Here is a 24,338-nt window from a genome sequence, read left to right as displayed (position 1 = left end):
CCCCAAAGCCTGAACCGAGGAGTCATGGCAATGAACGGGAATATCGCCCAGTTGATCGGCCGGCGCGTCGCCGTTACTGCGCTGACGCTGTTGATCGTCTCGATCATCATCTTCGTGATCACCAATCTGTTGCCCGGCGATGCCGCGCAGGCCGCGCTCGGCCAGTCGGCGACAGCCGAAACGGTCGCGGCGTTGCGCCAGCAGTTCGGTCTCGATCAACCAGCTTACCTGCGGTACTTCCATTGGCTCGTCGGTCTGCTGCACGCGAACTTCGGCGTGTCGCTGTCGAACAATCTTCCGGTCTCCGAACTGATCGAAGGGCGCTTGCCGAAGTCGCTGACGCTCGCGGCGATCACCACCGCGGTGTCGGTACCGATCGCGGTGTCGGCGGGCATTCTGGCGGCAGTCAACCGCGACTCGCTGATCGACCGCATCATCAGCCTCGGTACGCTGTCGCTCGTCGCCACGCCCGAGTTCCTGATCGCGACGCTCGCGGTGCTGGTGCTGGCTGTCAAGCTGCACTGGCTGTCCGCGCTGTCGTACAGCGGTGAGATCGATAGCCTTCACGATTTTCTGCGCGCGTATGCGATGCCGGTCGTCACGCTGTGCGCAGTCGTGATTGCGCAGATGGCCCGCATGACGCGCGCCGCCGTGATCGTGCAGCTCAGTTCCTCGTATGTGGAAATGGCGATGCTGAAGGGCGCGAGCCCCGCGCGCGTGGTATTGCGCCACGCACTGCCGAATGCGATCGGCCCGATCGCCAATGCGATCGCGCTGAGCTTGTCTTATCTGCTCGGCGGCGTGATTGTCGTCGAGACCATCTTCAACTATCCGGGCCTCGCCAGCCTGATGGTCGACGCGGTGAGCAACCGCGACTTCCCGCTTGTCCAGGCCTGCACGCTGCTGTTCTGTCTCGGCTACCTGCTGCTCGTGCTGCTAGCCGACCTATGCGCCATCATCTCGAACCCGAGGCTGCGGATATGACGATGCTTCGACCTTCTTCCGATTCGTCCCCGCGGCTCGGCGCGCTCGAACCGGTGCAGCGCAGCAGCACGTTGCCGCAGGGCGCCGAGCCGCCACCGTCCTGGCGCGGCGGTGGCAGCCCGGCGCCTCGGCCGGTGCGCCGTCGCAGCGTCGCGCAACGCATGAATCTGTCGACCGGCGGCTGGATCGGCCTGGCGATGGTGACGAGCGCGCTGTTCGTCGCCGCGTTCGCGCCGTGGATCGCGCCGCATTCGGTCGGCGCGATCATCACGCCCGACGTATTCGCTGGCTTCAGCGCGAAGCTGCCGCTCGGCTCCGACTACCTGGGCCGAGACATGTTGAGCCGCATCATCTACGGTATGCGGCTGACGGTCGAGCTGGCGCTTGCCGCCGCGCTGCTCGCGGCGCTCACGGGGACGATGCTAGGGCTGCTCGCGGCCGTGGCCGGTCGCCGCATCGACGAAACCATGAGCCGGCTGCTCGATGCGGTCACGTCGATTCCATCGAAAATGTTCGCGCTGATGATCGTCGCCGCGTTCGGCTCGTCGCTGCCGTTGCTGATCGCGACAGCGGCGGTCAGCTACATGCCGGGCTCATACCGGATCGCCCGCTCGCTCGCGGTCGATATCGGCACGCTCGAATACGTGCAGGTGGCCCGGGCGCGCGGCGAGAGCGCCCTCTACATCGCGTGCTTCGAGATGCTGCCGAACATGCTTCACCCGATGCTTGCCGATACCGGTCTGCGTTTCACGTTCGTCGTGCTGCTTCTGAGTAGCCTGAGTTTTCTCGGTCTCGGCGTGCAGCCGCCGTATGCCGATCTTGGTTCGCTGGTGCGCGAGAACATGGCCGGCCTCGGCGACGGCGTGCCCGTCGTGATCCTCCCCGCGATCGCGATCGCGGTGCTCACGGTCGGCGTGAACCTGCTGATCGACGGACTGCCGCAGCGTAGCCGCCGCAAGAGCATGCCCAGTGCCGATGGAGGCCATTGATGAAGGCACCTCTTTTCAGGCGTGCTGGTGCGGCCTTGACTGCCGTCTCGGAGACCGCGCCGTTACCATCGTCCAATCTGGTCGAGGTGCGGGGTCTGCGCGTAGTGGGAAGCCGGCCCGGCGAGCCGGATACAACGATCGTGCATGACATCGACTTCGATATTGCGCGCGGCGAGGTGCTCGCCTTGATCGGCGAATCGGGCTCGGGCAAGACCACGATTGCGCTCTCGCTGATGGGCCATGCACGCAGTGGCTGCCGCATCGCGGGAGGCGCGATCCGGATCGGCGACACCGACGTGCTCGGTCTCGCCCCAACAGCGCTTGAGCGATTGCGTGGCCGCAAGGTCGCCTATATCGCGCAAAGCGCGGCGGCCGCGTTCAACCCGGCGCGCACGATCATGGACCAGGTGATCGAAAGCGCGCTGATTCACGGCACACTCGGCAAGCGCGCCGCGCAGGCCAAAGCAGTCGAACTGTTCCGCGCGCTCGCGTTGCCGGACCCGGGGAAGATCGGACGGCGCTACCCGCACCAGGTGTCGGGCGGCCAGTTGCAACGGCTGATGGCCGCGATGGCGCTGATCACCGACCCCGCTCTCGTGATTCTCGATGAACCGACCACCGCGCTCGACGTCACCACGCAGATCGACGTGCTGCAAGCATTTCGCGGGGTGATTCGTCAATGCGGCATGACCGCCGTCTACGTGTCCCACGATCTGGCGGTGGTGGCGCAGATGGCCGATCGCATCGTGGTGCTGAGCAACGGTGAGATTCGCGAAACCGGCCGCACCGAGCAGATTCTGCATGCGCCTGCCCATCCTTATACGCAAAGCCTGATTGACGCGGTGACGCCGGTTGCCCCCGCTGCATCGAGCGCGGCCGCGCCGGGCGCATCGCAGCGGGACGCGGCGCCGCTGCTGGAACTGCGCGGCTTGACGGCCGGCTACGGCGGCACCGACGCGAAAGGCTGGCCGCACAAGGTCATTCTGCGCGACATCGACCTCGCAATCGGCCGTGGCCGGACGGTGGGCGTGATCGGCGAATCGGGTTCGGGCAAAACGACGCTCGCGAAGGTGATCGCGGGGCTCGTGCCGATGGCGCGCGGCAATCTGCTGCTCGACGGTGAGCCGCTTGCCGGCAACCTGAGCCGCCGCAGCCGCGAACAGTTTCGCTGCATCCAGATCGTGTTCCAGAACGCCGACACCGCGCTCAATCCGGCGCATACCGTCGAGCGCACGCTGGCGCGCCCGTTGAAGTTCTATCACGGCATGAAGGGCGAGGCCGCGCGGCGCCGCGTCGCCGAACTGCTTGGCTTGGTGCGTCTGCCTGCCGAGCTGGCGCAGCGGCGCACCGGGGAGTTGTCGGGCGGGCAGAAACAGCGCGTGAATCTGGCGCGGGCGTTGGCCGCCGAACCCAAGCTGATCCTGTGCGACGAAGTCACGTCCGCGCTCGATACGGTGGTCGGCGCGGCCATTCTCGAACTGCTGCGCGATCTGCAGAAAAAGCTGGGCGTGTCGTATCTGTTCATTACGCACGACATCGCCAAGGTGCGCGCGATCAGCGACGACATCGTCGTGCTGTACGCGGGGCACCGCGTCGAGACGGGCAACCGCGACGCGTTGTCGGCGCCGCCGTACCACCCGTATTCGCATCTGCTGGTGTCGTCCGCGCCGGAACTTCGCGCCGGCTGGCTCGAAGAAGCGGGCGAGCGTTCTCACCAGACGCTGCCGCCGATCGGCGAGCCGGCTCACGAGCCGCAGCTGTGCACGTTTCTCGCGCGCTGCCCGCTGCGTGTCGATGGTGTCTGCAATCGCACGCCGCCGGCCGCGCGTACGCTCGCGAGCGGTGCTCAAGTGCTGTGTCATCGCAGCGAAGCGGAACTGGAGCAATACCAGAACGGGCCGCCCGACGGCGCGGCGGCGGGCGGGCTCGCTCAGTCCGTCACGCTGCGCGTCTGATGCCGACCTCGCGCGACGCGTGCCTGCCATGTCGTGCGTGCCGGCGATACGGCGATGACGGCATCTGCGTCGCGCAATCCGCGTCGTCGGAGTGGAGCGCCTGAGCTTGTGGCCCAAAGGAATACGACATGACTGGAGTCTTCGACTACGCCCCCAGCGATACGACCGCGGTCATGTCGCGTGCGATCAGGCGCGCCGTGGCCTTGATCGAAAGCTCGTTCGCGCAGCCCGTCAGTCTTGCGACGCTTGCGGCGACGGCCGGGCTGAGTGTGTCGCGCTTCGCGACGCTGTTCCGCAAAGAGGTCGGCATCTCGCCGCATCGCTATGTGTGTATGGTGCGGATCCGACACGCTAAACGGCTATTGCGCGACGGCGTCCCGCCGTGCGAGGTCGCGGCCGAAGTCGGGTTTTTCGATCAAAGTCACCTTGGCCGACATTTCCGGCGCGCGGTCGGTGTGACGCCGGGGCATTTCACGTCCTGCCCTTCGCGTGAAGAAGCAGCCTAGCTGAGCGTGAAGCCGCCGTCCGCGGCGATGATCTGACCGGTGACATAGCTTGCGGCAGGGCTTGCGAGAAAGAACACGCTCTGCGCAACCTCGATCGGCGCGGCCATTCGTCCCATCGGAACCCGCCCTGCGCCTACGATCGGCCCTCGAATCTTGAATGTCGCGCTGATGTTCTTGCCGCCCTCGCTGGCCATGCCGCCTGGGAGGATCGAATTGACGCGGATGCCGTCGACCGCGAATTCGCTGGCCAGTGATCGCGTGATGCTGTCCACGCCGGCCTTCGCGGCGTCGTAATGGACGTTGACGCCCCACAGGGTAGGCCGAAGCGCCCCAACCGAGGAAATGTTGACGATCGAGCCGCCGCCGCCCTTCGCCCTCATGCGCGAGATAGCCTCGCGGCAACACAAGAACGTACCTCGCAGCGTGACGTCCTGCATCTGATCCCATTGCTCGACGGACATGTCGAAGAATTCGGCCTTCGAACGGTGCGCCGCGTTGTTGATCAGAATGTCTACAGAGCCAAACTTCGCATCGACGGCTGCGAATAGTGCGGTGACGGATGCTTCGTCGGCCACGTCGACTTTGCATGGCATCGCAATGCCACCGTTCGCATCGATATCCGCCGCTGTTGCAGACGCGGCATCGGGGTTCAAGTCGGCAATCACGACATTGGCGCCGGCCTCGGCGAGCAGGCGCGCGGTCTCGCGGCCGAGACCTTGCGCAGCGCCGGTAACAATGGCGGTCTTGCCCGTGAGATTGAACATCTGCGCGAGGCGCGCGCCGATCTGGGTTTCACTCAACATGGGATGCTCCGTTTCGAGTGGTCGATGAAGGTCGCACCGTTCGGTTCGCTTCAGGCAGGAGGGTTGTTTGCGGACGCCTTCAGCTAATCAGAAATCCGCCGTCGAGCGTAATCGATTGGCCCGTCATATAGCGGCCTGATGGCCCTGCGAGATACAGCACCGCGGCGGCGATATCGGCGGGATCGCCCCATCCGAGCAGCAGACGTCGCTCCGCATCCGTACCGGGTCCCGTGAGCTTTCCTGTTTGCAGGCGAGCCTGCATATCCGGATGAAACTGAACCTTGCCGGGCACTGCACCGGGAAGCACGCTGTTGACGAGAATCTGGTCGCGGGCGTAGTCCAGCGCTGCGGAGCGCACCAAACCCGCTACGCCGGCTCGCGCGGCAGCATACGCCCCATTGCCATTCAGTACGGCATGCGTGGCTCCCATGGTCGTCACGTTCACGATGCGTCCACCCCGGCCCGCGGCGAGCATGTGCTTGATCGCTTCTCGCATGCAAAAGAACACAGACTTCAGGTCGATCGCCATCACTTCGTCCCACGCGGCTTCGGAGAACTCGGTAAGCGGCCCGTTATTGGTCATGGCCGCGCAATTGACCACGATGTCCGGGCTACCCCAAGCTGCGCTGATTTGATTGAATAACGCAATCACCGAGGCTTCATGTTCCACGTCTGTCTCGATAGCGATTGCTTCGCCGCCCGCCGAAAGGATCTTGTCGACGACCGATTGCCTATGCGCTGCGCTGTGATCGGCGACTACGACCCGTGCGCCGGCCTCGGCCAGCACAGGGGCGATATCGATGCTGGAATTGCATCCCTTGTCAGTCACGACAGCGACTTTTCCGCTGATGCCGAATAGCCGCTCTAGCAAGGAAGTGGTCATCGAGTTGTCTCCAGGGGGCTGTGTGTCGTTTTTTAGGAATTCTAGCGGCAACGTCCGACGCGCAATGGTTACCGTGGGGAACAATTAGAGTGAGCTGATTTCACTAATCCCGCGCGCTAACGAACGGCAGCAATGAAGCGACTCAGCGCCGCGCTAGCGGGCCTCGTCGGAACGGTGAACGAAAATACGCACATCGTTCTAAAAACGCAACGACAATACTAGCCGGGATTTCCCTCGTTGCGGGTCTTCGGACGGGCCGCGCAACATGCGCGTGGAGAACGTCGGCCCGGCAATGATGATGTCGGCGCGAACGCACATACAACCTCACAGGAAGGCGCCAAGATGAATGTTGCCAAAAGAAGCCCCGCCCAGATGGAATCGCATCGACCGCAGCCAGATACCGGCACGCTTCCTTTGCAGGTTGAGGACATCACCCGTTCGTGGCTGACCTCGGCGCTCGCGCGCAGCCATGAAGGCGTAGCCGTCGAATCACTGGCCATTGGCGAGGTGATGTACGGCACGGCTACCAAAGTCAGGGTGCGTCTTGCTTACAACGCAACAGGGCGCGAGCTCGGCTTGCCGGAGTCGCTGATCGTCAAGGGCGGTTTCGTTCCCGAGTATCGCAACTTGAACGCCTATATCTACGAATACGAGGCGAAGTTCTTCAAGGAAGTCCATCCCTGCTTGCTTGCAAATGTGCCTGCCTGCTTCTACGCAGAGACCGAAAGTCGAAGCGGGCAGTCGATCGTGATCCTCGAGGATCTACGTTCACGGGAGGTGGAGTTCTGTCGCGTGCAGCGGCCGCTGACGTTTGCACAGGCGGCAGCAAACCTGGACGCGCAAGCGCGGTGGCACGCGCAGTTCTGGCAATCGCCTGCGCTCGAAAGCGATGGCGAACTGGCGTGGCTCGCGTCGCAAGACCCGCTGCCCGATGGCGAGTCCGGCACCTATCACTGGGGCCAGTTGAAACCCGAGGTGTTCGCCAGCTATACCCAGTTGCCGCGCGGGGCCGCCGTGCCTAAGCGGTTTCACGATCGTGACTGGATGGAGCGGGCGCTCCTCGATCTGCGCGCTTTCGACCGCATCGGGCCGATGACGTTTCTCCATGGCGATGTTCACCTCGGAAACCTGTATTTCGACCGCGACGGCACGCCCGGCTTTCTCGACTGGCAGTCATATCGACGCGGACCGTGGGCTCATGACGTCACGTACTTCCTGATATCGGCTCTGGATATCGCGGATCGGCCGAAATGGGAGCGCGCGTTGCTCGAATACTATCTTGAGCGGCTCGCCTTTCACGGCGTCAACAACCCGCCGTCAATTGAAAGCGCGCTAGATGCCTACCGGCGCCACATCGTCTATGGGCTGTTCTTCTGGCTCGTGAATCCGGTGGAGTGGCAGGTCGAAGTCAACAATTGTGCAGTTGCGCCAAGGTTCGCGATGGCGGCACTCGATCACGAGATTCATGACCTCATGGGTCGATAACCCACCACGCGTTGAGCGATACGCACTTGACGTCGCCCTTTCCGCAAGGGTACAGTTTTACGATCGACATTCAATAATGTGAATGACGGGAGTGCAAAGGAGGCAATGCATGTCGGAAATGGTCGCTCGACAAAGCACAACCTGGCCCCGCGTGTATGCGTGGGCAGTGCTCGGTGCGCTTTTCGCTTTTGCACAAATCCGTGCCTATGTCGCATGGATTCGTTCGGAGGACTTCCGCCCCGTCGAGATGGGCGCGGATCCGCTACCGGAATCCGTGAAGGCGACGATCGACCATTACCAGTGGGTCAGCGTGCTGATCCTGATTCCCGTAGCGATCTGGTATGTCTACGGAATCGTCAAAAGTCGCCGCGTCGACGCGGTGCGTTTGATGATGATCGGTTGGCTCTCGGCATATTGGCTTGATCCGTGGCTGGACTTTCTTCGCCCGATGTTCACCTATAACGCCTATGCGCTGAATTACGGCTGCTGGTGTCGCTTCATTCCATTCTGGCAATCGTCCCATGCTCGCATCGCTGAGCCCATCCTGATCGACGCGCCAAGCTACTTCTATACCTTTACAGGCACCGCCGTAGTCGCGTTGTGGGCGATGCACGCGGTCCGCAAGCGTTGGCCTCGCGCGGGCAACGTACGACTCGCACTCGCTGGCTTTGCCGCCATCTGGATGACAATGGGGTTGCTCGACATCGCGGCCAGCCGCTTCATGGGCTTCGACGCGTGGCCGGGTGCGTTCCAGCGTGTCTCCTTCTGGGGCGGTCACTACTACCAGTTTCCGGTCTATGAGTTCCTGCTGTTTCCGTCTGTTTTCGTGGCGTCGGCCTTCCTTCTGCTGAACGTCGATGAAGACGGATATACGGCCATCGAGCGAGGTGTCGATCGGGTCGGGTGCCATCCAGCGGTGCGCACGGCGCTTCGGGTGCTGGCTTTCATCGCGTTTTGCAACCTACTGAACCTGGCCTACACGAGCGCGATGGGTGTGCACGCGGTGTACGCCGATCCGTGGCCGGCGGATATGCCGAGCTGGCTTGCTAACAACCGTTAGGCGCACAGTGCCCGCCATCGTCAAACTCCACAGCGGATAACCGATGACGCATTGCAAGCCGCATCGCTTCGCCGACGTCGAGTATCGCGTAGAAGACGACATCGCTATCGTCACGATGAGCCATCCGCCGGTCAACGGATTAGCTCTGGGCATCCGTCGCGGACTCGTCGCTGCCTTTGAAGCGGCCCGGCGCGACGCGCGGGTTCGCGCGATCGTACTCAATGGCAGTGGACGCGGCTTTTCCGCCGGAGGTGATATTCGCGAGTTCGGCACTTCCGCTGCCACAGCTTCGCCGGCGCTGTCGCTGCACGTTCATCCGGTGATCGAGGCGAGCGACAAGCCGGTTGTCGCCGCTATCCACGGATTTGCCATCGGCGGTGGCCTGGAAACCGCGTTGGTGTGCCACTACCGTGTGGTCGCGGACAATGCGCAGATCGGTCTGCCCGAATGCAAGCTCGGCCTGATTCCTTTGTCCGGCACGCAGCGCTTGCCGCGTGTGCTGGGCTTCGCCAGGTCGATCGAATTCATTCTTGGCGCTCAAATCGTGTGCGCGGGAACCTTCCGGGGCACCGCGTTATTTGACCGGATCGTCGATGGCGATGAGCATGAAATGTCGCGCCTTGCGATCGAGCTTGCGCGAGAGAAGATAGGCGGTACATCGTTGCCATTGATTCGCCGGTTGCCATTGCCTGATGACGACCCGGTTTCCATTGTCGCTGAAGCGCGCTCACGCCTCGGCTGTCGCGATGCAATAGAAAGCGAGTGTCTGAATGCCATCGCCGCCGCAGCCGAGTCGCCCGATTTCGACGCCGGCATGGCCGCAGCGCGTGCGATCTACGATCGGCTTGTTTCGTCCGATCAGGTGTCCACGCAGCGAGATCGGTTTTTCAAGTCGCGCCGGGATGGCGCCGCTCGATAAGCACCCGCTGATTTACTGCTACGCGGAAAGTTGCTTGCGCAGGTCGCCTTTGCGCACCTTTCCCGAAGGCGTGCGCGGCAGTTCTGCAACGATGTGAAGTTGCTCGGGCGTCTTTTGCTTCGCCACGCCGGCGGCGGCAAAGTGGGCCTGAACTGCGCTCAAGTCGAGCGACGTGCGTTCGCGCAAGACGACGACCGCGCAGACTCTTTCGCCATATCGTGCGTCTGGCTGCGCCACGACGGCGACATCGCGCACGGCCGGGTGAGCGGCAAGTACTCGTTCTACTTCGAGCGACGATATATTCTCTCCCCCGCGAATCACGATGTCCTTCTTTCGGTCCGTGATGGTCAGGCAGCCGTTTTCGTCGACACGGCCGATATCGCCGGTCCGGAACCATCCGTCGTGAGTGAACGCGGCCGCATTGAGCGCCGGGTCGGTGTAGCCGACAAACAGCTCCGGTCCCTTGAGCAGAATCTCGCCGTCGCGTCCAGCAGGCAGGTCGCTGTCCAACTCGTCGACAATGCGCACCCGCGAGCCGGGTTGAATGCGGCCGTCCGTGCAGGCCCGGATGTCAAAAGGCGAATCGGCCCAGCCGACACTCACTGTCGAATGCTCGGTCAGCCCGTACGCGCGGGTTCCCGCGAATCCGGCGCGATCGGCCATGGCGACGTGCTCCGGCGTGACACCCGTGCCGCCCAGACCGTAAGAAGCGAGGGACGCCAGGCTGCGCCCGTCGCGGCGGGCGGCTTCGAGGAGCCCCTGGAGATGAAACGGTGTGCCGCCCGAAAGGCGCACGCGATACTCGTCGACCAGTCGCGCGGCAAGCGAGGCGTCCCATCGGTCCATGAACACCATTTCGGTGCCTGTAATGAATGGACGCAACAGGAAATTGAAGCCTGCGATGTGGCCAGCAGGGAAGGGCGTCAGATACGGCCCTGGCCCATCGATGAACGGAATCTGCCACTCTGCGCCTACGGTGCGATGAGAGTGCCGCACGCCTTTGGGCGAAGCCGTCGTTCCCGACGTGTACAGCAGCAGGCAGATGTCTTCCGATGTTGGCGGGTCGGCAGGGCGGTGTTCCTGCGTTGTCGCGGCGAGTCGTTGCAGCGCGCCAAACGTGATGCCGTTCGAGGGCGCCCGATCACCAACGACGATAACGCGCTCGAGGTCGGGCGTGTCGCCGAGCGCGGCGACACGCTCCAGGTAGTCGGTTCGGGACCAGAAATCGGGCACGCACAGAACCCGGGCGCGGGATTGTCGAAGGATGAAGCCGACTTCGGCGGGACCGTAGACGTGTACGATCGGCACGAGTACCGCGCCGATCTCCAGTACAGCCAGATACAGAAGCGCAGTTTCGCGCTGTGTGGGAAGCTGTATCGCGATCACATCGCCTCGACGCAGACCGATGGCGGTGAGTGCCTTGCCAATCTCTCTCGCGTCGTGCAGCAGGGACTCGGTGGTGCAAGTGTAGGCACCGCCCTGAGTATGAAAATGGAGTGGCGTCGCGCCGTGCTTTTCGACCGCGCGCGCAATCAGGGCCGCGAGAGGCAAACCGCTCGACCACGGCTCGGTTTTCGATTCGCGCAGATCGGAATTCATGCTAACAAGGCTCGCAAGAGACTCACCAGCGCAAGTGGCTGGTCGAGCATCATGTGATGGCCGGCGCGTGGCATCGTGATCGGACCCTTCGCGCCGGGAATCGCGGCTACGATGCGGCGCGCGCGATCGGCGCTGACGACGCTGCTGCACTCGGCGTGAACGTAGCTGACGGGAACCGCGATGCGGCTCAGCAGGTCTTCTTCGCCTTCGACCGGCTGGAGATTGCGCAACTTTGGGTCGAAGCGCCATACCCAGCCGTCGGCGGTTTGGCGAAGTGAGGTCTGCGCGAGATGCTCGAGCAGCCACGGCTCGCAATCTTGTTCCGGGATGAGTCGAAAGCGACTGACTGCGGTATGCCAGTCCGGATAGGGACGGGGCGGCGGGCGTCGTTCCACCACGGGCAAGGTTTCGCCGCGTAGCATGAAATACGAATCGAGCACGACTGCATGCGAGAGACGGTCGGGAAAGGTCGCGCACGCCTGGAGCAGACGCGATCCGCCGAAACTGTGGCCCACCCCGACGCACGGTCCAGAGCCGATTGCATCCACGACAGCGACGAGGTCGCGCACGAAAACGTCGGCGCTGTATTCCTGCCTGTACGCGCTGTCGCCCATGCCGCTGAAATCCAGAGCAAAGACGCGAAAGCGATCGGTGAAGAAGGGTGCAATGAAGTCCCACCAGTGCGTGTGCCCGAGAAAACCGTGTGCGAAGACAAGTGGCGGCTTACCGGTGTCGGCGGCGTTCCACGAGACATAATGGACAGTGACCCCGCGGCCTTCGGTGAAGTGAGATCGACGCGGCTCGGCCAGGGCGTGGTCGAACCATGAAGGGACACGGTCATTCATTGCGGATGTTCCATTACCTGAGGCTTGCGCACGCGGTCCACAGACCAGCTATGCGAGTACGATGAAGACGAAGCTTCGTCTTTGCGCCTGACACGACGATCAATGCTGCGGGCGCAGCGTTTGAACGAGGCCGCCTTCATGTGCAACGATCACCTCGGATCCCGGCTGATAAACCCCGGCAATTTCGTCTCCGCGTAGGCGGTTGCCTTGGAGGCCGCGCAGATAACTCGTGTCGTCGAGTCGCAACACATGTTCGCCCTGCGCGTCGCGCACGACGATCTGGTCCGATGCGATCGACGTCAGCGTGCCCACATAGGGCAGGCGGGGCTCAAACGGGAACGTTCCGCCGTGCGGCAGGATGCGCGTGTCGAGCGACAGACGAAAACGGTCAGAGTGATTGCTGAGACCGGAGTGCGGCGTGCGTCGGCTCATCAACAGGACATCGCCCAAGCGGTAATTCGTGCGGCGCCATGCGTCTTCGGGCACGCTCGCGAGATCGATGGGAACGATCTTGTCGCCGTCCTTCCTGTGCAGGCACGCAAGCTTATGCAATCCTTCCGCCACGGCCAGTCCGCCGACTTGCGCATCGATATCGCTGAGCGGAATCCAGCAGATGATGAAATCGAGGCGGTCGCTGTAGATCGCATCTTCATGAATGAAGTCGAAGCGGGTGCGGCTTTTGTCGATAGCGGGCGGCGACGTGCGGTATTCGGTGAAGGGTACCCAATAAAGCGGTACGCCGAAGAGCCGCTGAAAGAATGCACGAACCGCGGGGTCTTCCATCACGGTGCGTGCGGCACGCTGCTCGTTCATCGCCTTCACGGGAAAGAAGCTGAAATTTTCGCGATCCTTGCCAGTCCATCGCACGTCTCGGTCGTTGCGGTCAACGAAGCCGTTGCGGTCGAGATGATCGACTAGCAGAGCGCGCATGCGCTCCAGCGGCTCGTGCTCGAGAACGTCGCGAAAGAACAGGTAGCCGTCTTCGTTCCAGCGTTCTTGCAGCGCGGCGTGATCGCCGAGCAGGTCGTTCGAAACGTTGAACTCGCGCATCGTCGGCACGATATCCACGCTTGGTGTGCTCATCACTTGTCTCCTTTCATCGCGGGGCGCTTTCGATGGCGCCTCACAGCAATCCGCGTTCTTCCGAGGTGCGGGTCGTGGTATCGATGCCCAACTCCCGTAGCGTCTCGAGAACAGCCGTGGTAGCGGAGGCGACGGCTGGGAAGCCTGCATACGGAAGCGCCTGAATCAGCACGCCTTCGAGCTCGCGTGCGCTCAGACCGTTGCGCACGGCAATGCGGACGTGGTTCTTCAGTTCGAGCGTCTGCCGGCTGGCGATGAGAATGCCCAGCGTCACGAGGCTGCGCTGCTTGCGCTCGAGTTTGTCGTCGCCCCATACATCGGCGAACGCGTAGTTGATGGCAAGGCGTGAAATGTCGGATCCGAAGCCGGTGGACTCGCTTGCGGCACGTAAGCCCGCTGCCTTGTCTTCACCCATGATTTCGCCGAATACCTTTAAGCCATAGGCAAGCTTTTCTTCGAGGCTCTTCACTTGTGTCTCCTGTTTAACCGCGGCGGCGCGGCTATTGATAGCGGATGCGACTCCGCGTTCCCCGCCGTTCTTGTCGCCGGCGATACCGACGATCATGCGTGCTAACATCGCGGCGAAAGAGGATCAAAATCTGCATATTGGGGGATCGAAATTCGCAAGCCCACCGCCCCGGCCGAGCCAGTGAAGGACGTTGCCGCACTCGTGCTGCCAGGCAGTTATCTGTCGAGCGTCGGCGCGCTGGTAGACGGATTCGCGCTGATTGCACGACACATATTCACCCAGTTCGCGCCCCCGTACCGGCACACGATGAAGACCCAGGTACGCCTTCTGGGCGCCAACGGAAACAGCCTGGAGTTCGCCGGCGAGCGAAGGATGGAGAGTGACGGGAACCTGCTGGGCGATACGGAGTACCGCATCGTTTATGTACCGGCTTTCGCCGTGGCCAGCGAAGAGGCACTCGCAACGCTCCTCGACCACGCCGAGCCCGTGACGGAGTGGTTGCGCTGGCAGCGTGCGCGGGGAGCGGTGTTGGCCGCGAGCGGCACGGGAGGAGCGCTGCTCGCGCAGGCGGGGCTGCTCGACGGCGGCCCAGCGGCAGTCCCGCGAGTGCTCAGAAGCCTGTTCCGGTCGCGCTTTCCAAAGGTGCGCGTGGACCCTGGCGCCACGATCGCCGAGCACGACGGCGTACACACTTGCAGCGTGCCCGCAAGCGAGTGGCAACTCGTGGCCCGCCTCGTCGATCGTGCAATATCTCCGCATACTGCTCAATGGCTCGCATCGACGACAGGAACGGACGGCGAGCGCGAGGAAGGCCGCCTGACGAGCGACGATCCGCTCGTGAGCAGCGCGCAATTCTGGCTCGCTCAGCGCTTTGCCCAAGACTTCAAGATCAGCGCGCTGGCGGACCTCCTCGCCGTCAGTCACGCCACGTTGCTGCGGCGCTTTACTCGGAGCCTGGGCGTGACGCCGCGTGCCTATGCGAGTTCACTGCGCATCGAGTCTGCCAAGCGAATGTTGCGCAACACGCAGATATCCGTCGAGCAGATCGCCGTGATGGTCGGCTATTCGGACGTGCGCGCATTTCGCAACATCTTCCATAAGCACGTTTCGACAAGTCCTTCCGCGTATCGGCGGCGTAGCACGGACCGCGAATGAAGGCGGCCAGGGTTCAGGCCGAATATTGGTCGAGTTCCGCTTTGCCGATATCGGTTGTCCGAAGGCGTTCAAGGAGATAGTCGACGAAAACCCTGACTTTCGCGGGCAGATACTGGCGGTGCGGGTAGTGCACGTAAATGCGTGGCCCCACACCGTCCCCCTCGTCTGCGCGCACCCTGTATTCGGGAAGGACGATCTTGAGTGCTCCCGAATGCAGATACGGCAGCACCGCAGGCACCGAGGACGGCGCGATGCCGGCGCCGCGGATCGCGGCGATGAGGCTGACATCCGGCTGACCCGCCACGGTGAGACGGCCGCGGGGATGATGAATGAACGTTTTTTCCCTGCGCGCGGCTCCTTTTCGTGTTCCTCCGGGCAAGCGTTCGAGATGAAGCGCTGCGAGTCCAAAAGGCGTCCGGATGCCGACGAAGTCGTGTTCCGCTAGTTCATCCGGTGATTGCGGCACGCCCTTGCGTCCGAGGTAGTCCCGGCTCGCGACCAGTACGATAGGGTAGTCACACAGCGGACGGCAGACATGGTTGGTCCCGCGTCCCCGCGCATGCTGGATGCTGACGTCGACACCGTCATTGACCAGGCTTGGCGCAGTTTCGTCGTAGTTGATGTCGATTTCGACGAGTGGGTAGCGTTGAAGAAACTCCGCGATCACCGGAGTCAGACAATGCCTTCCGAACGTGGGCGTCACCGAAACTTTGATCAATCCCTCAGGATGCTCGGGGCTGCGCCGCACATCCGTGACCGCTTCGTCCAGTTGAATTAACAACGGCGCCACGCGTTCAAAGAACTGCCGCCCCTCGCTCGTGAGACTGAGCTTGCGGGTGGTCCGGTTGAAAAGACGCACGCCCAGTTCACGCTCCAGCGCGGCAATGCTCTTGCTTACGGCAGGCGGTGTGACCTGGAGCCGGGTGGCTGCGGCGATGAAGCTGCCGCAACGGACGGCCTGAACGAAAGGCTGCAGGTTTGGGATTTCGGGCATCGTCACCGCCTCGGTCGTTGTTCGCATTCTAGAACCACATTCCAAAAGCTATGTTGAACGGTGTTGGACGTCAAGACAGTGCGCACCCGATATGACCAGGGTTCGTCCGCGGTGCACCGCAGCGGGACAAAGGCGATATGCTGGCGGCACCCGATATCAAAGCCATATCACGTCATGGAATTGCGGCATCTCAGACACTTCGTCGCGGTCGCGGAGACCCAGCACTTTGGCCGTGCGGCTGCGCGCCTGGGCATGGCGCAGCCGCCGCTCAGCCAGTCGATCATGCGGCTGGAGGAGCAGCTTGGCATCAAGCTGCTCGAACGTACACCGCGAGGCGTTTCGCTCACACCCGCCGGAGCCGCGTTACTTGCGGAGGCGAAGCCGCTGATCGCGCAAGCGGAGCTGGCCGAGCGGCGCGTGCGGCAAGCCGCCGACGAACTGGCGAGCCTGAGCGTAGCGTTCGTGCCGATGTGTGCGTTGCGAATCATGCCGCTAGCCATTCAGGGGCTTCGCAAGCAATGGCCGGGCGTCGACGTCCGGTTGATCGAGCGCGGCAGTGCCTTGACCGTCGCCAGCGTGAAAAATGGCAGCATCGACCTGGGCGTGGTAGTCACCAGCTCGGCGGACGTGTCAGGTTTGGAAAGCGTGGTCATCGAGCGTCTGCGTGTGGTGGCCGCCGTTCCAGCGAAGTGGCCCGTGGCGACGCAGCCCTCGATTCGCATCGCGGATCTCGCGCGATATCCGCTCATCATGTTCCCTCAGCAAATGTCGCAGCCGCTATTCGCTGCGTTCGAGACAGCGCGCCGTGAGGCGGGGCTATCGCCGCGGGTGACCCAGCAAGCCCGCCATCCCTACACGATGCTCAACCTCGTGTCTCATGAACTGGGCATCGGTCTGATGCTGGACTCGGCGCGATACCTGCCCGTGGAGGGCGTCGCCTTCGTGGACATCGAGGATGTGCCGGCTTCAGGCGAAACCGAAGTGTCGCTGGTGTGGGCGGATAGGCCTCACAAGCCCTACCACCGCTCGATGCTCGACATCATGCGCGACATCGCATCGCCGACGGCGGGCTGACAAGCACAGTCACACCGCTCCACAGCTTCGTTCACGCTGCTCCTATCGTCATTCGTTTCCCATTCACCTTGACACTCTGAGGTGGTGTGTTTATCTTTGCGAATGACGTTCAGAAAATAACCCGCTCGCGCGGCGAGCCAAAGGAGGAGCAGTGAGCACGAATGTGGCAAGTCTATTCAACCTCGATCAGAAAGTGGCGGTGGTGACAGGGGCAGGCTCTGGCATCGGCCGTGAGACGGCTCTGCTGCTCGCGTCGGCCGGCGCGGCGGTGGTCGCGGCGGACCTGAACGAGGAAGCGGCGCAGCAGACGGTCAAACAGATCGAAAGCGCGTCCGGTAGGGCTATCGCGGTCAAAGTGGACATCGGCGATGAATCGTCGATTCTTGCGATGTACGAAACGGTGCAGGCGAAGCTCGGGCGCCTCGATATTCTCGTGAACAACGCAGGTATCTATCCGAAGACGCAATTCGTCGAGACGTCGGCAGAGAAGTGGGACAAAGTGCTCGGCGTCAACCTGCGCGGCACCTTCCTCTGCATGCGTGAAGCGATCAAGCGAATGCAAGGTGCCAAAAACGGCGGTTCCATTATCAATATTTCGTCGGTGGCTTCGCTGCAGCCGGTGATTTTCGATAACGGAGACTACGGCGCATCGAAGGCGGGCGTGAACAACCTCACCAAGGTGGCGGCGCTAGAATTCGCAGCCGACGGAATTCGCGTGAACGCAGTGCTGCCCGGCGGCGTGGCAACCGAGGGCGCGGCTGCATCGACGAAGGTTCATCAGGCCCACGGGCCGATTACCCAGCCTGGCCGCATGCCGCTGGGGCGCATCGGCGTTGCCTCCGACATCGCGAGAGCGGTGTTGTTTTTCGCGTCGCCGGCATCGGACTATGTCACCGGTCAGCTGCTCGCTGTCGACGGTGGCTTCCAGGTCTCCTGATGCTCGTCGGCATGTCATTTTCGAATCGCCAAGCTGCATCCGGAGCGCGGCTTTAGCGCTTCGTTTTACTTTCCTCGATTGATGGCCGACCCGTTAGCACGCATGTCCGTGTGTGCTAACGGGCGCTCGCGCATGCACGTCAGTCCATGCCTGGTCGGGTAGTGAAAACACCGACGCCCTTAATTGAACGACTTGTTGCATATCCATTTTCCATCGCCTACGATGTCCATCTAGAGGCGCCGTGCAAGCGCCCGAGAGGCATAAGCCTGATCGGAGACATGCGATGTACTTTCTCGACAGCGATTTACGTGGTCCTCTTGCGGACTATACGTTCGACCATCGTCGCCAGCGCGCTGAAAATGGCACGCCCTCGCCGGACGAATCGGCTCGCGCAAAACAATCGAATTGGGCGGCGCGCGTGCTCTGTGCGATGGGCCCTCGTACTCTCGGCAAGATGCGCACGGAGGGCCGGGCGCGATGAAAACACTGACTCGCGAGAGCGCTCGAGAAGCGCGTCGAGTATGGCTCCCGCTCATACTGCTGTCGATTTCCGCAGCGGCGGTTTGGCTGCTGCAACGCGATCTGCGCATGGAAGAGCTAGGCCGGTCGGCACTCTTCGACGTCGTGATGATGTTTGCGGTGCTTGGGGCGACGGCATTGGCGGGCATCATCGGATGTGCGGTTGCGAGCCGCGCGCGAGCGCAGGAAGCCGATTTGTCGACAGGCGAGGGTTACTGCTTCGTGGGTGCCGTGATCGGTGCGGTGGTCTTTTTCGTCGCCATGACTATCTAACGGTAGAAGCCATGAACAAAGAGTTGAGCACGCGCGTCGAAGCACTGTTGGATAAGCAGGACATACTTGAATGCGTGCACCGGTACTGCCGCGGGGTCGACCGCATGGACCGGGAGTTGACGCTGTCGGCATACCATCCTGACGCAATCGACGATCACGGCGCATTCGTCGGGAATGCAGAGGAATTCGTCGACTGGGCCTTTGCGTACCATATCGAGCATCAGTTGTCGCACCACCATATGGTCTTCAATCACAGCGTCGAATTGCAGGGCGACGAAGCGCACGGGGAGACGTACTGGCTCTTCTTCGGAGAAAATCGCGTCAAGCCGGACACCTTAGCGGTGGGGCGCTATATCGACCGCTTCGAAAAGCGTGATGGCGTATGGGCGATTGCCGCTCGTGTCTGCATCTCCGAAGCGATAAACGAACTGACTCCCGCGCAAGTGCCCTCTGCGTGGCGCGAAATTCTGATGAGCAACGGCGTCAGCGCAAGAAGTCGTGAAGACGTGTCTTACGCTCGGCCTCTAACGACGCGTCAACCCAGCGAGGTTTAAAGCGAAACCAACGTCGGCAGAAGCCGACGTTGGCTTTCAGCTATTGGGTAATGGCGTGATCGTGCTGTGACCCACAATCGACAGAAACTCGCGGCGCGTGGACGGATGGTCACGGAGGCGCGCACTCATTCATGGCCGGCTGGTTGCGCTGGTAGCAGAGAGCTGAGTCGAATTTGCGAAGTCGGATGACGTTGTTCGTCGAGTCGTTCCAGGTGAGCCAGTAGCGACCGGGACGCGGCTGGCCAAAGCCGTTCAGGAACATCGGCATAAGCAAGACGCAGCCAGTCGTCGATCGAACCGGTCGGCAGTGCGTTTACCGCGTCGGCGATCTTTGCCTCGCGGGCTAGACGGTGTGCCGTGAGGCGGGCGATCTGGTCATGCGGTCGGTCCAGCACGTACCCATGTGCGGGCAGAATGAAGTCGATCTCACGTTCGGCGCAAATCGCGTCCAACCGGTCGAGTGACGCAAGGTAGGCCGTCATGTTGCCGTCGGGAGGATCGATGATGGTCGTGCTGCCATTCAGAACGTGATCGCCGCTGAATAGCAGTCCGTCCTCGATAAGGACCAGGCACACGTGGTTGCTTGCGTGCCCGGGTGTCGAGACGACGAGCAATCGATGCGTGTCGCCATCATGCGCAAGCGCCAGCCACTCGCCGTCGAGCAATTCACGGTCCGGGACGAAGTGATGGCTTGCCCTGTCGGCAGGCCCGGACGACCGGCCGAGGACGGGTGGCCTGTGCGGGCACATGGACTGCAGCGGCCTCGCCCCGGGCGCATGGTCCACGTGGGAGTGCGTGCAGACGATCATTCGAATGTCACCACCCGTGGCCGCGAAAAGACGCTGAAGGTGCGCCTGATCGTTCGGCCCCGGATCGATCACGATGAAGCCGGTCGCCGCCGTACCGACGATGTAGCTATTCGTGCCTGGACCCGTCATCAAGCCGCCGTTCCCGGCGGTCAACCGCATCACGTTTCCCAGGAGCGGGACGGCTTCGGTCGATTGCCAGTCGAGGGGGTGGAGCACCTGGCCGTCAGGGCATACGAGGCGCAGTTCGCCATACGGCGGGTCACCTTCCATGCAGCGCACGACACTGCCTGCCCTCATCCCCCCGCGCGGACAACTGCGCCAGAGCGACCTTTCAGACCCGCACGCCGTGAGCACGGCAGCAACCGAGCCGAACGAGCGGAGGCGTTCAAGCGTGCGCATGGTCGGGAAGATCATCATGAAGTCGCCCGCGGCATGGCGCGCCAGCGCCTCGTCGGGACGGACCCACACCGGTTCGAACTGCTCGGCGCCGTCCGCGACCGCAGTTTGACCGACGGGCATGCGCGCCACGAAAAACTGCACGTCGAAGCGCCGTGGCAGGTCTCGGTCGGTGATCCAATGCGCGAACGGATAAACGCAGTCGACGGCGACTGTCAGGCCATGCTGCACGCATTGTTCCTCGATCGCAGCTCGCCGGTCGAGCTTCGCAATATCGCTATCGTCGGCGAATGTGCCGTCGTGTCGCCATGCGAGCAGCACGCCGAGCTCTTCGAACGTTTCGCGGATGGCGGCCACGGCATGAATCGCCTGAGCATCGTCTTGCGTGGCGCGCCGTCGTGCGCTGCCGGCGGTTTGTCCATCCGAAGGGTCGATCGCGCCGCCAGGAAACGCGAACGCGCCCGGCGCGAAGCTGGCTTGCGCCGAACGCCGTGTCATCAGCACTTCAACGGCGGGTGCACCGTCGTATTGCGCGTCTCGCAGCAACAGCATCGTTGCTGCAGGGCGTGGCGAAACCGCTTGTCGTTGTGGGTGCAGCAATTGTTCGGGGCGTACCACGTCACTCCCTGCTGTTGAATGAATGGCGGCTGCGACAGGTCTGCTAAACGCGTTCGAAGACGACCGCGATGCCCTGGCCTCCGCCGATACACATTGTCACGAGCGCATAGCGCCCACCGCAACGATGCAATTCGTGAATGGCCTTGACCGCAATGACAGCACCGGTTGCGCCAATCGGATGGCCAAGCGAGATGCCCGAGCCATTCGGGTTGACTTTGGCGCTGTCGAATTCCAGCTCCTTCGCCACGGCGCAGGCTTGAGCGGCAAACGCCTCGTTCGCTTCGATCACATCGAGATCAGCGACGGTCAAGCCCGCGCGCTGCAGCGCCTTGCGTGTCGCAGGCACCGGGCCGATGCCCATGTATTGCGGATCGACGCCCGCGTGAGCCCAGGAAACGAGTCGCGCAAGCGGACGCAGGCCTCGTTGTTCGGCGGTGCGACGGGCCATCAGCAGGACCGCCGCGGCGCCGTCGTTCAGACCGGACGCATTGCCGGCCGTGACCGTGCCGTCCTTCTCGAATGCCGGACGCAATTTGGCGAGATCGGCGAGAGTCGCGCCCGATCGCACATGCTCATCGGTGTCGAAAACGAGCTCGCCTTTTTTCGTATGCAGGGCTACGGGCACGATCTGTTCGCGGAAGTGGCCGTGATGAATCGCTTGCGCGGCGCGTCGATGCGATTCGACGGCGAGCCGGTCCTGGTCGTCGCGCGAAATGCCGTACTTCTTGGCGACGTTCTCTGCGGTTACACCCATATGGCAAGCGCTGAACGGATCAGTCAACGCGCCGACCATCATGTCGATCAGGCGGATGTCGCCCATGCGCGAGCCCCAACGCGCGCCGGTCGCAACGTAGGCCGCGCGCGACATGCTTTCCGCACCGGCGCCGATCGCGATTTCCGCGTCACCGTGCGCGATCGTCTGCGCGGCGGAGATGATCGCCTGGAGTCCGGAGCCGCAAAGCCGGTTGAGCGTCAACGCCGGTGCATCCGCGCTGACGCCGCCTTCCATCGCGGCGACGCGCGCGAGATACATGTCGCGGGGCTCGGTATGGATCACGTTGCCGAACACCACGTGGCCCACATCTTCGCCCGGCAGATTCGTGCGCTCGAGCAGCGCGCGAACAACTGTTGCGCCTAGCGTCGTGGGCGGAACGCTCGACAGCGCGCCACCGAAATCTCCAATCGCGGTGCGAACGGCAGCGGTGACGACGATCTCTTCCGACATGATGGCTCCTTGGCCCCGATCATTGTTTACGACCGGCGTGGTGTTTAACAATGCGAATGACGTTCATAAAAGTAGCGTATTTTTGGCTTGGTGTCCACGTGGGTGACAACGGATAGACGTGGGTTGGATTCCGCGTTATGCTTGTTCAACAACATGATCGACGTTCAATTATTGGTTGCTCTCGGTCCGCAAGAATTTCCGGGTATGGGAAGACGATGCGACCACTCTCGGGACGCGGGTTGCCAGATAACAATAGGACGACTCAGATGGATGCAGGAACGGCTTCGCACGATGCCCTGATGGATGTGCCGTTTCGCCCGATTCGCCTCGGCAGCATGGATGCCATCGTCGAGCGAAGGGCAGACGGAAGCGTGGTGTATGAACTGAAGGAACCGCTCGAACCGTATCCCGTCCGCTTGACGGAGCGGCTCGAACACTGGGCGAGCGTCACGCCCGAGCGCGCGCTGCTCGCGCGGCGCACGCCGGACGGTCAGTCGTGGGAGTGTCTGACCTATCGGCAGGCGTTCGACGGTGCGCGTGCGCTGGGGCAGGCGCTGCTCGATCGGGGATTGTCGCCGTCCCGTCCGTTGATGATTCTCTCCGACCGAAGCTTTGAACACGCGCTCTTCGCGCTCGCCGCATTGCACGTCGGAATTCCCTACATTCCGGTGACGCCCGCGTATTCGCTGTTATCGCAGGACTTTTCGAAGCTCAAGCAACTCGCGGCCGTATGCACGCCCGGCCTCGTCTTCGCGGATGACGGCGCGCAGTATGGCCGTGCATTGCGCGAGGTGTTTGGCGGCGTGGAATGTGTGGTCGTCGGTCCGTTGCCGGACGGTCGTGCCGGCTCGCGTGTCGCGGAGTGGCTGAAGACGCCGGTCACGGCCGACGTCGACGAGGCGTTCAAGGCCGTAGGCCCGGATACGGTGGGCAAGATCATGTTTACTTCGGGAACGACGGGCGCACCGAAAGGCGTGATCTACGCGCAGCGCATGCTGTGTAGCAATCGGCAGCAAGTCGCCCAGGTGTTCGCGTTTCTTCAGGACGGGCCACCGGATCTGCTCGACTGGCTGCCGTGGCATCACACTTTTGGCGGCACGCATAACTTCGGCATGGTGCTGTACGGCGGGGGGACTTATTACCTGGACCCCGGCAAGCCAACGCCGGAGGACATTGGCCCGACCGTGCAGGCATTGCGTGAAATCGCGCCGGTGATCTACCTCAATACGCCCCAAGGGTTGGCCTCGCTCGTCCCGCATCTGCAGGCGGACAGGGCACTGCGCGAGACATTCTTCAGCAAGCTCGCGCTCATCTACTACGGCGGCGCAAGCCTGCCCACATACATCTGGGCTCAACTCGACGAGCTCGCGGTGCGCACCATCGGCCAGCGCGTTCTTATCATGTCGGGTATTGGCGGCACGGAAGCGGGCCCCACGCCGATGTCGGCGGCCTGGGATCCGCGGCGCGAGGCGATTGCGGGGTTGCCGGTGCCCGGCGTCAAAGTGAAGGTGGCACCGGTCGGCGCGAAGCTGGAAATCCGCTTTCTCGGCGACTGCGTCACACCCGGCTATTGGAACGATCCCGAGCGCACCGCCGCCTCGTTCGACGAGGAGGGTTATTTCCGCTCCGGTGACGCGGCCACGTTCATCGACCCGCAGCGCCTCGAACTTGGACTGCGCTTCGACGGACGCATTGCGGAAAATTTCAAGCTGTCCTCGGGCACGTGGGTCAACGTCGCCGAGTTGCGACTGTCCGCGTTGAACGTGTTTGGCCCCTATGCGCGCGATATCGTGATTGCGGGGCACGACCGCGACTACCTGACCGCGCTCGTCTTCCCCGACATCGAAGCGTGCCGTGCGCTTTGCGACGACCTTCACGAGCCGATGCCGGACGTTGACCAGATCATCACCAGCCGCGGCGTGCGCGCGTTCTTCCAGGCCGGACTCGACCAGCTCGCCGCGCGTCCTGGCGGCAGCTCTACGCGCATTGCGCGCATCGTGCTCGAAAGCGAGCAGCCAACGCTTGACAACGGCGAATTGAGTGCAAAGAGCGCAATCAGCCAACGCAACGTGCTCGAGCGGCGGCGCGGTGTCGTGGATGAACTTTATTGCGTGCCGCCCACGCCGCGCACACTGGTCGGCAACGCTGGCGCAGCAGCCGATGCAGATCGAGTTGAACGTACACAAAACGCTGGAAGCTAAACC

23 protein-coding genes are annotated in these 24,338 nt (G+C 62.8%); 14 read left to right on the top strand and 9 right to left on the bottom strand.

The features are described from left to right. Window positions 1–30: 30 nt before the first annotated feature. From BJG93_RS31570 to BJG93_RS31555, 4 genes are all read left to right on the top strand, one after another. Window positions 31–984 carry an ABC transporter permease gene (locus BJG93_RS31570; protein WP_027194396.1) on the top strand — a complete coding sequence of 318 codons (954 nt, stop codon included), beginning with the start codon at window positions 31–33 and terminating at the stop codon, window positions 982–984. Continuing rightward, a complete protein-coding gene (locus BJG93_RS31565; protein WP_027194395.1) occupies window positions 981–1,973 on the top strand; it encodes an ABC transporter permease in 993 nt (330 codons plus the stop codon). Before BJG93_RS31570 ends, BJG93_RS31565 begins: the two co-directional genes overlap by 4 nt. Continuing rightward, complete coding sequence (locus BJG93_RS31560) at window positions 1,973–3,928, top strand: ABC transporter ATP-binding protein (RefSeq protein ID WP_027194394.1); 1,956 nt, start codon at window positions 1,973–1,975, stop codon at window positions 3,926–3,928. Before BJG93_RS31565 ends, BJG93_RS31560 begins: the two co-directional genes overlap by 1 nt. A 128-nt stretch (window positions 3,929–4,056) precedes the next feature. Continuing rightward, on the top strand, window positions 4,057–4,434 hold the full coding sequence (locus BJG93_RS31555) for a helix-turn-helix domain-containing protein (protein ID WP_027194393.1): 378 nt from the start codon (window positions 4,057–4,059) through the stop codon (window positions 4,432–4,434). Here BJG93_RS31555 and BJG93_RS31550 read toward each other — a convergent pair. Together BJG93_RS31550 and BJG93_RS31545 are read right to left on the bottom strand one after the other, a co-directional pair. Continuing rightward, window positions 4,431–5,237, bottom strand: coding sequence for an SDR family NAD(P)-dependent oxidoreductase (locus BJG93_RS31550; protein ID WP_027194392.1), 807 nt, complete (start codon window positions 5,235–5,237; stop codon window positions 4,431–4,433). The genes BJG93_RS31555 and BJG93_RS31550 overlap by 4 nt on opposite strands. Window positions 5,238–5,316: 79 nt before the next feature. Continuing rightward, window positions 5,317–6,120 carry an SDR family NAD(P)-dependent oxidoreductase gene (locus BJG93_RS31545; protein ID WP_027194391.1) on the bottom strand — a complete coding sequence of 268 codons (804 nt, stop codon included), beginning with the start codon at window positions 6,118–6,120 and terminating at the stop codon, window positions 5,317–5,319. A gap of 237 nt (window positions 6,121–6,357) precedes the next feature. On the opposite strand from BJG93_RS31545, the gene BJG93_RS31540 reads away from it, so the two are divergent. The 3 genes from BJG93_RS31540 (at window position 6,358) to BJG93_RS31530 (ending at window position 9,584) form a co-directional block, all read left to right on the top strand. Further along, entirely contained in the window at window positions 6,358–7,605 is a 1,248-nt protein-coding gene (locus tag BJG93_RS31540) for an ecdysteroid 22-kinase family protein (protein ID WP_231337630.1), read from the top strand. Window positions 7,606–7,714: 109 nt separating this feature from the next. Then, window positions 7,715–8,665: a spirocyclase AveC family protein gene (locus BJG93_RS31535; RefSeq protein ID WP_027194389.1), complete on the top strand. Its 951-nt coding sequence runs from the start codon at window positions 7,715–7,717 to the stop codon at window positions 8,663–8,665. Window positions 8,666–8,780: 115 nt separating this feature from the next. Further along, window positions 8,781–9,584, top strand: a complete 804-nt coding sequence (locus tag BJG93_RS31530) for an enoyl-CoA hydratase-related protein (protein ID WP_231337629.1) — start codon at window positions 8,781–8,783, stop codon at window positions 9,582–9,584. Between the two features lie 18 nt (window positions 9,585–9,602). Here the strand turns inward: BJG93_RS31530 and BJG93_RS31525 are convergent, their stop codons facing one another. From BJG93_RS31525 to BJG93_RS31510, 4 genes are all read right to left on the bottom strand, one after another. After that, window positions 9,603–11,183: an AMP-binding protein gene (locus BJG93_RS31525; protein ID WP_027194387.1), complete on the bottom strand. Its 1,581-nt coding sequence runs from the start codon at window positions 11,181–11,183 to the stop codon at window positions 9,603–9,605. Next, window positions 11,180–12,028 (bottom strand): alpha/beta fold hydrolase, encoded by an 849-nt coding sequence (locus BJG93_RS31520; protein WP_027194386.1) that lies wholly within the window; start codon window positions 12,026–12,028, stop codon window positions 11,180–11,182. The genes BJG93_RS31525 and BJG93_RS31520 overlap by 4 nt, the downstream gene beginning before the upstream one ends. Before the next feature lie 99 nt (window positions 12,029–12,127). Continuing rightward, entirely contained in the window at window positions 12,128–13,111 is a 984-nt protein-coding gene (locus BJG93_RS31515; protein ID WP_027194385.1) for a phytanoyl-CoA dioxygenase family protein, read from the bottom strand. A 40-nt stretch (window positions 13,112–13,151) separates the two neighbouring features. Continuing rightward, window positions 13,152–13,676 carry a carboxymuconolactone decarboxylase family protein gene (locus BJG93_RS31510; RefSeq protein WP_231337628.1) on the bottom strand — a complete coding sequence of 175 codons (525 nt, stop codon included), beginning with the start codon at window positions 13,674–13,676 and terminating at the stop codon, window positions 13,152–13,154. 210 nt (window positions 13,677–13,886) lie between these two features. Between BJG93_RS31510 and BJG93_RS31505 the strand changes: the two genes are divergently transcribed. Next, complete coding sequence (locus BJG93_RS31505; protein WP_231337627.1) at window positions 13,887–14,735, top strand: GlxA family transcriptional regulator; 849 nt, start codon at window positions 13,887–13,889, stop codon at window positions 14,733–14,735. A 13-nt stretch (window positions 14,736–14,748) separates the two neighbouring features. On the opposite strand, the gene BJG93_RS31500 is transcribed toward BJG93_RS31505, so the two are convergent. After that, window positions 14,749–15,756, bottom strand: a complete 1,008-nt coding sequence (locus tag BJG93_RS31500; protein WP_231337626.1) for a LysR family transcriptional regulator — start codon at window positions 15,754–15,756, stop codon at window positions 14,749–14,751. 36 nt (window positions 15,757–15,792) lie between these two features. On the opposite strand from BJG93_RS31500, the gene BJG93_RS31495 reads away from it, so the two are divergent. The 5 genes from BJG93_RS31495 (at window position 15,793) to BJG93_RS31475 (ending at window position 19,086) form a co-directional block, all read left to right on the top strand. Beyond that, on the top strand, window positions 15,793–16,803 hold the full coding sequence (locus BJG93_RS31495) for a LysR family transcriptional regulator (protein ID WP_231337625.1): 1,011 nt from the start codon (window positions 15,793–15,795) through the stop codon (window positions 16,801–16,803). A gap of 151 nt (window positions 16,804–16,954) precedes the next feature. Continuing rightward, the gene (locus BJG93_RS31490; protein ID WP_027194381.1) at window positions 16,955–17,740 is read left to right on the top strand and encodes an SDR family NAD(P)-dependent oxidoreductase; all 786 of its coding nucleotides are present in this window, start codon (window positions 16,955–16,957) and stop codon (window positions 17,738–17,740) included. Between the two features lie 283 nt (window positions 17,741–18,023). Continuing rightward, window positions 18,024–18,221, top strand: a complete 198-nt coding sequence (locus BJG93_RS31485; protein WP_027194380.1) for a hypothetical protein — start codon at window positions 18,024–18,026, stop codon at window positions 18,219–18,221. Window positions 18,222–18,328: 107 nt separating this feature from the next. After that, complete coding sequence (locus BJG93_RS31480) at window positions 18,329–18,532, top strand: hypothetical protein (RefSeq protein WP_231337624.1); 204 nt, start codon at window positions 18,329–18,331, stop codon at window positions 18,530–18,532. 11 nt (window positions 18,533–18,543) lie between these two features. After that, the gene (locus tag BJG93_RS31475) at window positions 18,544–19,086 is read left to right on the top strand and encodes a nuclear transport factor 2 family protein (RefSeq protein ID WP_027194378.1); all 543 of its coding nucleotides are present in this window, start codon (window positions 18,544–18,546) and stop codon (window positions 19,084–19,086) included. A 125-nt stretch (window positions 19,087–19,211) separates the two neighbouring features. Here BJG93_RS31475 and BJG93_RS31470 read toward each other — a convergent pair whose 3' ends face one another. Next, window positions 19,212–20,909 carry an MBL fold metallo-hydrolase gene (locus tag BJG93_RS31470; protein ID WP_051374185.1) on the bottom strand — a complete coding sequence of 566 codons (1,698 nt, stop codon included), beginning with the start codon at window positions 20,907–20,909 and terminating at the stop codon, window positions 19,212–19,214. Window positions 20,910–20,952: 43 nt separating this feature from the next. After that, window positions 20,953–22,134 carry a beta-ketothiolase BktB gene (gene bktB / locus BJG93_RS31465; RefSeq protein ID WP_027194377.1) on the bottom strand — a complete coding sequence of 394 codons (1,182 nt, stop codon included), beginning with the start codon at window positions 22,132–22,134 and terminating at the stop codon, window positions 20,953–20,955. Between the two features lie 266 nt (window positions 22,135–22,400). Between bktB and BJG93_RS31460 the strand changes: the two genes are divergently transcribed. Beyond that, on the top strand, window positions 22,401–24,335 hold the full coding sequence (locus BJG93_RS31460; protein ID WP_082194471.1) for an AMP-binding protein: 1,935 nt from the start codon (window positions 22,401–22,403) through the stop codon (window positions 24,333–24,335). The last annotated feature ends 3 nt before the right edge of the window (window positions 24,336–24,338 follow it).

It is taken from the genome of Paraburkholderia sprentiae WSM5005, assembly GCF_001865575.2.
In the GTDB taxonomy this organism is placed as follows: Bacteria; Pseudomonadota; Gammaproteobacteria; order Burkholderiales; family Burkholderiaceae; genus Paraburkholderia; species Paraburkholderia sprentiae.
Note: the sequence above shows the minus strand (reverse complement) of the source record. Positions and strands in the feature narration are given on the sequence as shown.

What these genes read in the sequence shown, in the direction of transcription:
- BJG93_RS31510 (WP_231337628.1), bottom strand. Translation starts at nt 13,676, where the DNA reads ATGATCGTCGGTATCGCCGGCGACAAGAACGGCGGGGAACGCGGAGTC.
- bktB (WP_027194377.1), bottom strand. Translation starts at nt 22,134, where the DNA reads ATGTCGGAAGAGATCGTCGTCACCGCTGCCGTTCGCACCGCGATTGGA.
- BJG93_RS31525 (WP_027194387.1), bottom strand. Translation starts at nt 11,183, where the DNA reads ATGAATTCCGATCTGCGCGAATCGAAAACCGAGCCGTGGTCGAGCGGT.
- BJG93_RS31545 (WP_027194391.1), bottom strand. Translation starts at nt 6,120, where the DNA reads ATGACCACTTCCTTGCTAGAGCGGCTATTCGGCATCAGCGGAAAAGTC.
- BJG93_RS31520 (WP_027194386.1), bottom strand. Translation starts at nt 12,028, where the DNA reads ATGAATGACCGTGTCCCTTCATGGTTCGACCACGCCCTGGCCGAGCCG.
- BJG93_RS31505 (WP_231337627.1), top strand. Translation starts at nt 13,887, where the DNA reads ATGAAGACCCAGGTACGCCTTCTGGGCGCCAACGGAAACAGCCTGGAG.
- BJG93_RS31485 (WP_027194380.1), top strand. Translation starts at nt 18,024, where the DNA reads ATGTACTTTCTCGACAGCGATTTACGTGGTCCTCTTGCGGACTATACG.
- BJG93_RS31560 (WP_027194394.1), top strand. Translation starts at nt 1,973, where the DNA reads ATGAAGGCACCTCTTTTCAGGCGTGCTGGTGCGGCCTTGACTGCCGTC.
- BJG93_RS31570 (WP_027194396.1), top strand. Translation starts at nt 31, where the DNA reads ATGAACGGGAATATCGCCCAGTTGATCGGCCGGCGCGTCGCCGTTACT.
- BJG93_RS31475 (WP_027194378.1), top strand. Translation starts at nt 18,544, where the DNA reads ATGAACAAAGAGTTGAGCACGCGCGTCGAAGCACTGTTGGATAAGCAG.
- BJG93_RS31555 (WP_027194393.1), top strand. Translation starts at nt 4,057, where the DNA reads ATGACTGGAGTCTTCGACTACGCCCCCAGCGATACGACCGCGGTCATG.
- BJG93_RS31530 (WP_231337629.1), top strand. Translation starts at nt 8,781, where the DNA reads ATGAGCCATCCGCCGGTCAACGGATTAGCTCTGGGCATCCGTCGCGGA.
- BJG93_RS31535 (WP_027194389.1), top strand. Translation starts at nt 7,715, where the DNA reads ATGTCGGAAATGGTCGCTCGACAAAGCACAACCTGGCCCCGCGTGTAT.
- BJG93_RS31460 (WP_082194471.1), top strand. Translation starts at nt 22,401, where the DNA reads ATGGATGCAGGAACGGCTTCGCACGATGCCCTGATGGATGTGCCGTTT.
- BJG93_RS31500 (WP_231337626.1), bottom strand. Translation starts at nt 15,756, where the DNA reads ATGCGAACAACGACCGAGGCGGTGACGATGCCCGAAATCCCAAACCTG.
- BJG93_RS31480 (WP_231337624.1), top strand. Translation starts at nt 18,329, where the DNA reads ATGGAAGAGCTAGGCCGGTCGGCACTCTTCGACGTCGTGATGATGTTT.
- BJG93_RS31565 (WP_027194395.1), top strand. Translation starts at nt 981, where the DNA reads ATGACGATGCTTCGACCTTCTTCCGATTCGTCCCCGCGGCTCGGCGCG.
- BJG93_RS31550 (WP_027194392.1), bottom strand. Translation starts at nt 5,237, where the DNA reads ATGTTGAGTGAAACCCAGATCGGCGCGCGCCTCGCGCAGATGTTCAAT.
- BJG93_RS31515 (WP_027194385.1), bottom strand. Translation starts at nt 13,111, where the DNA reads ATGAGCACACCAAGCGTGGATATCGTGCCGACGATGCGCGAGTTCAAC.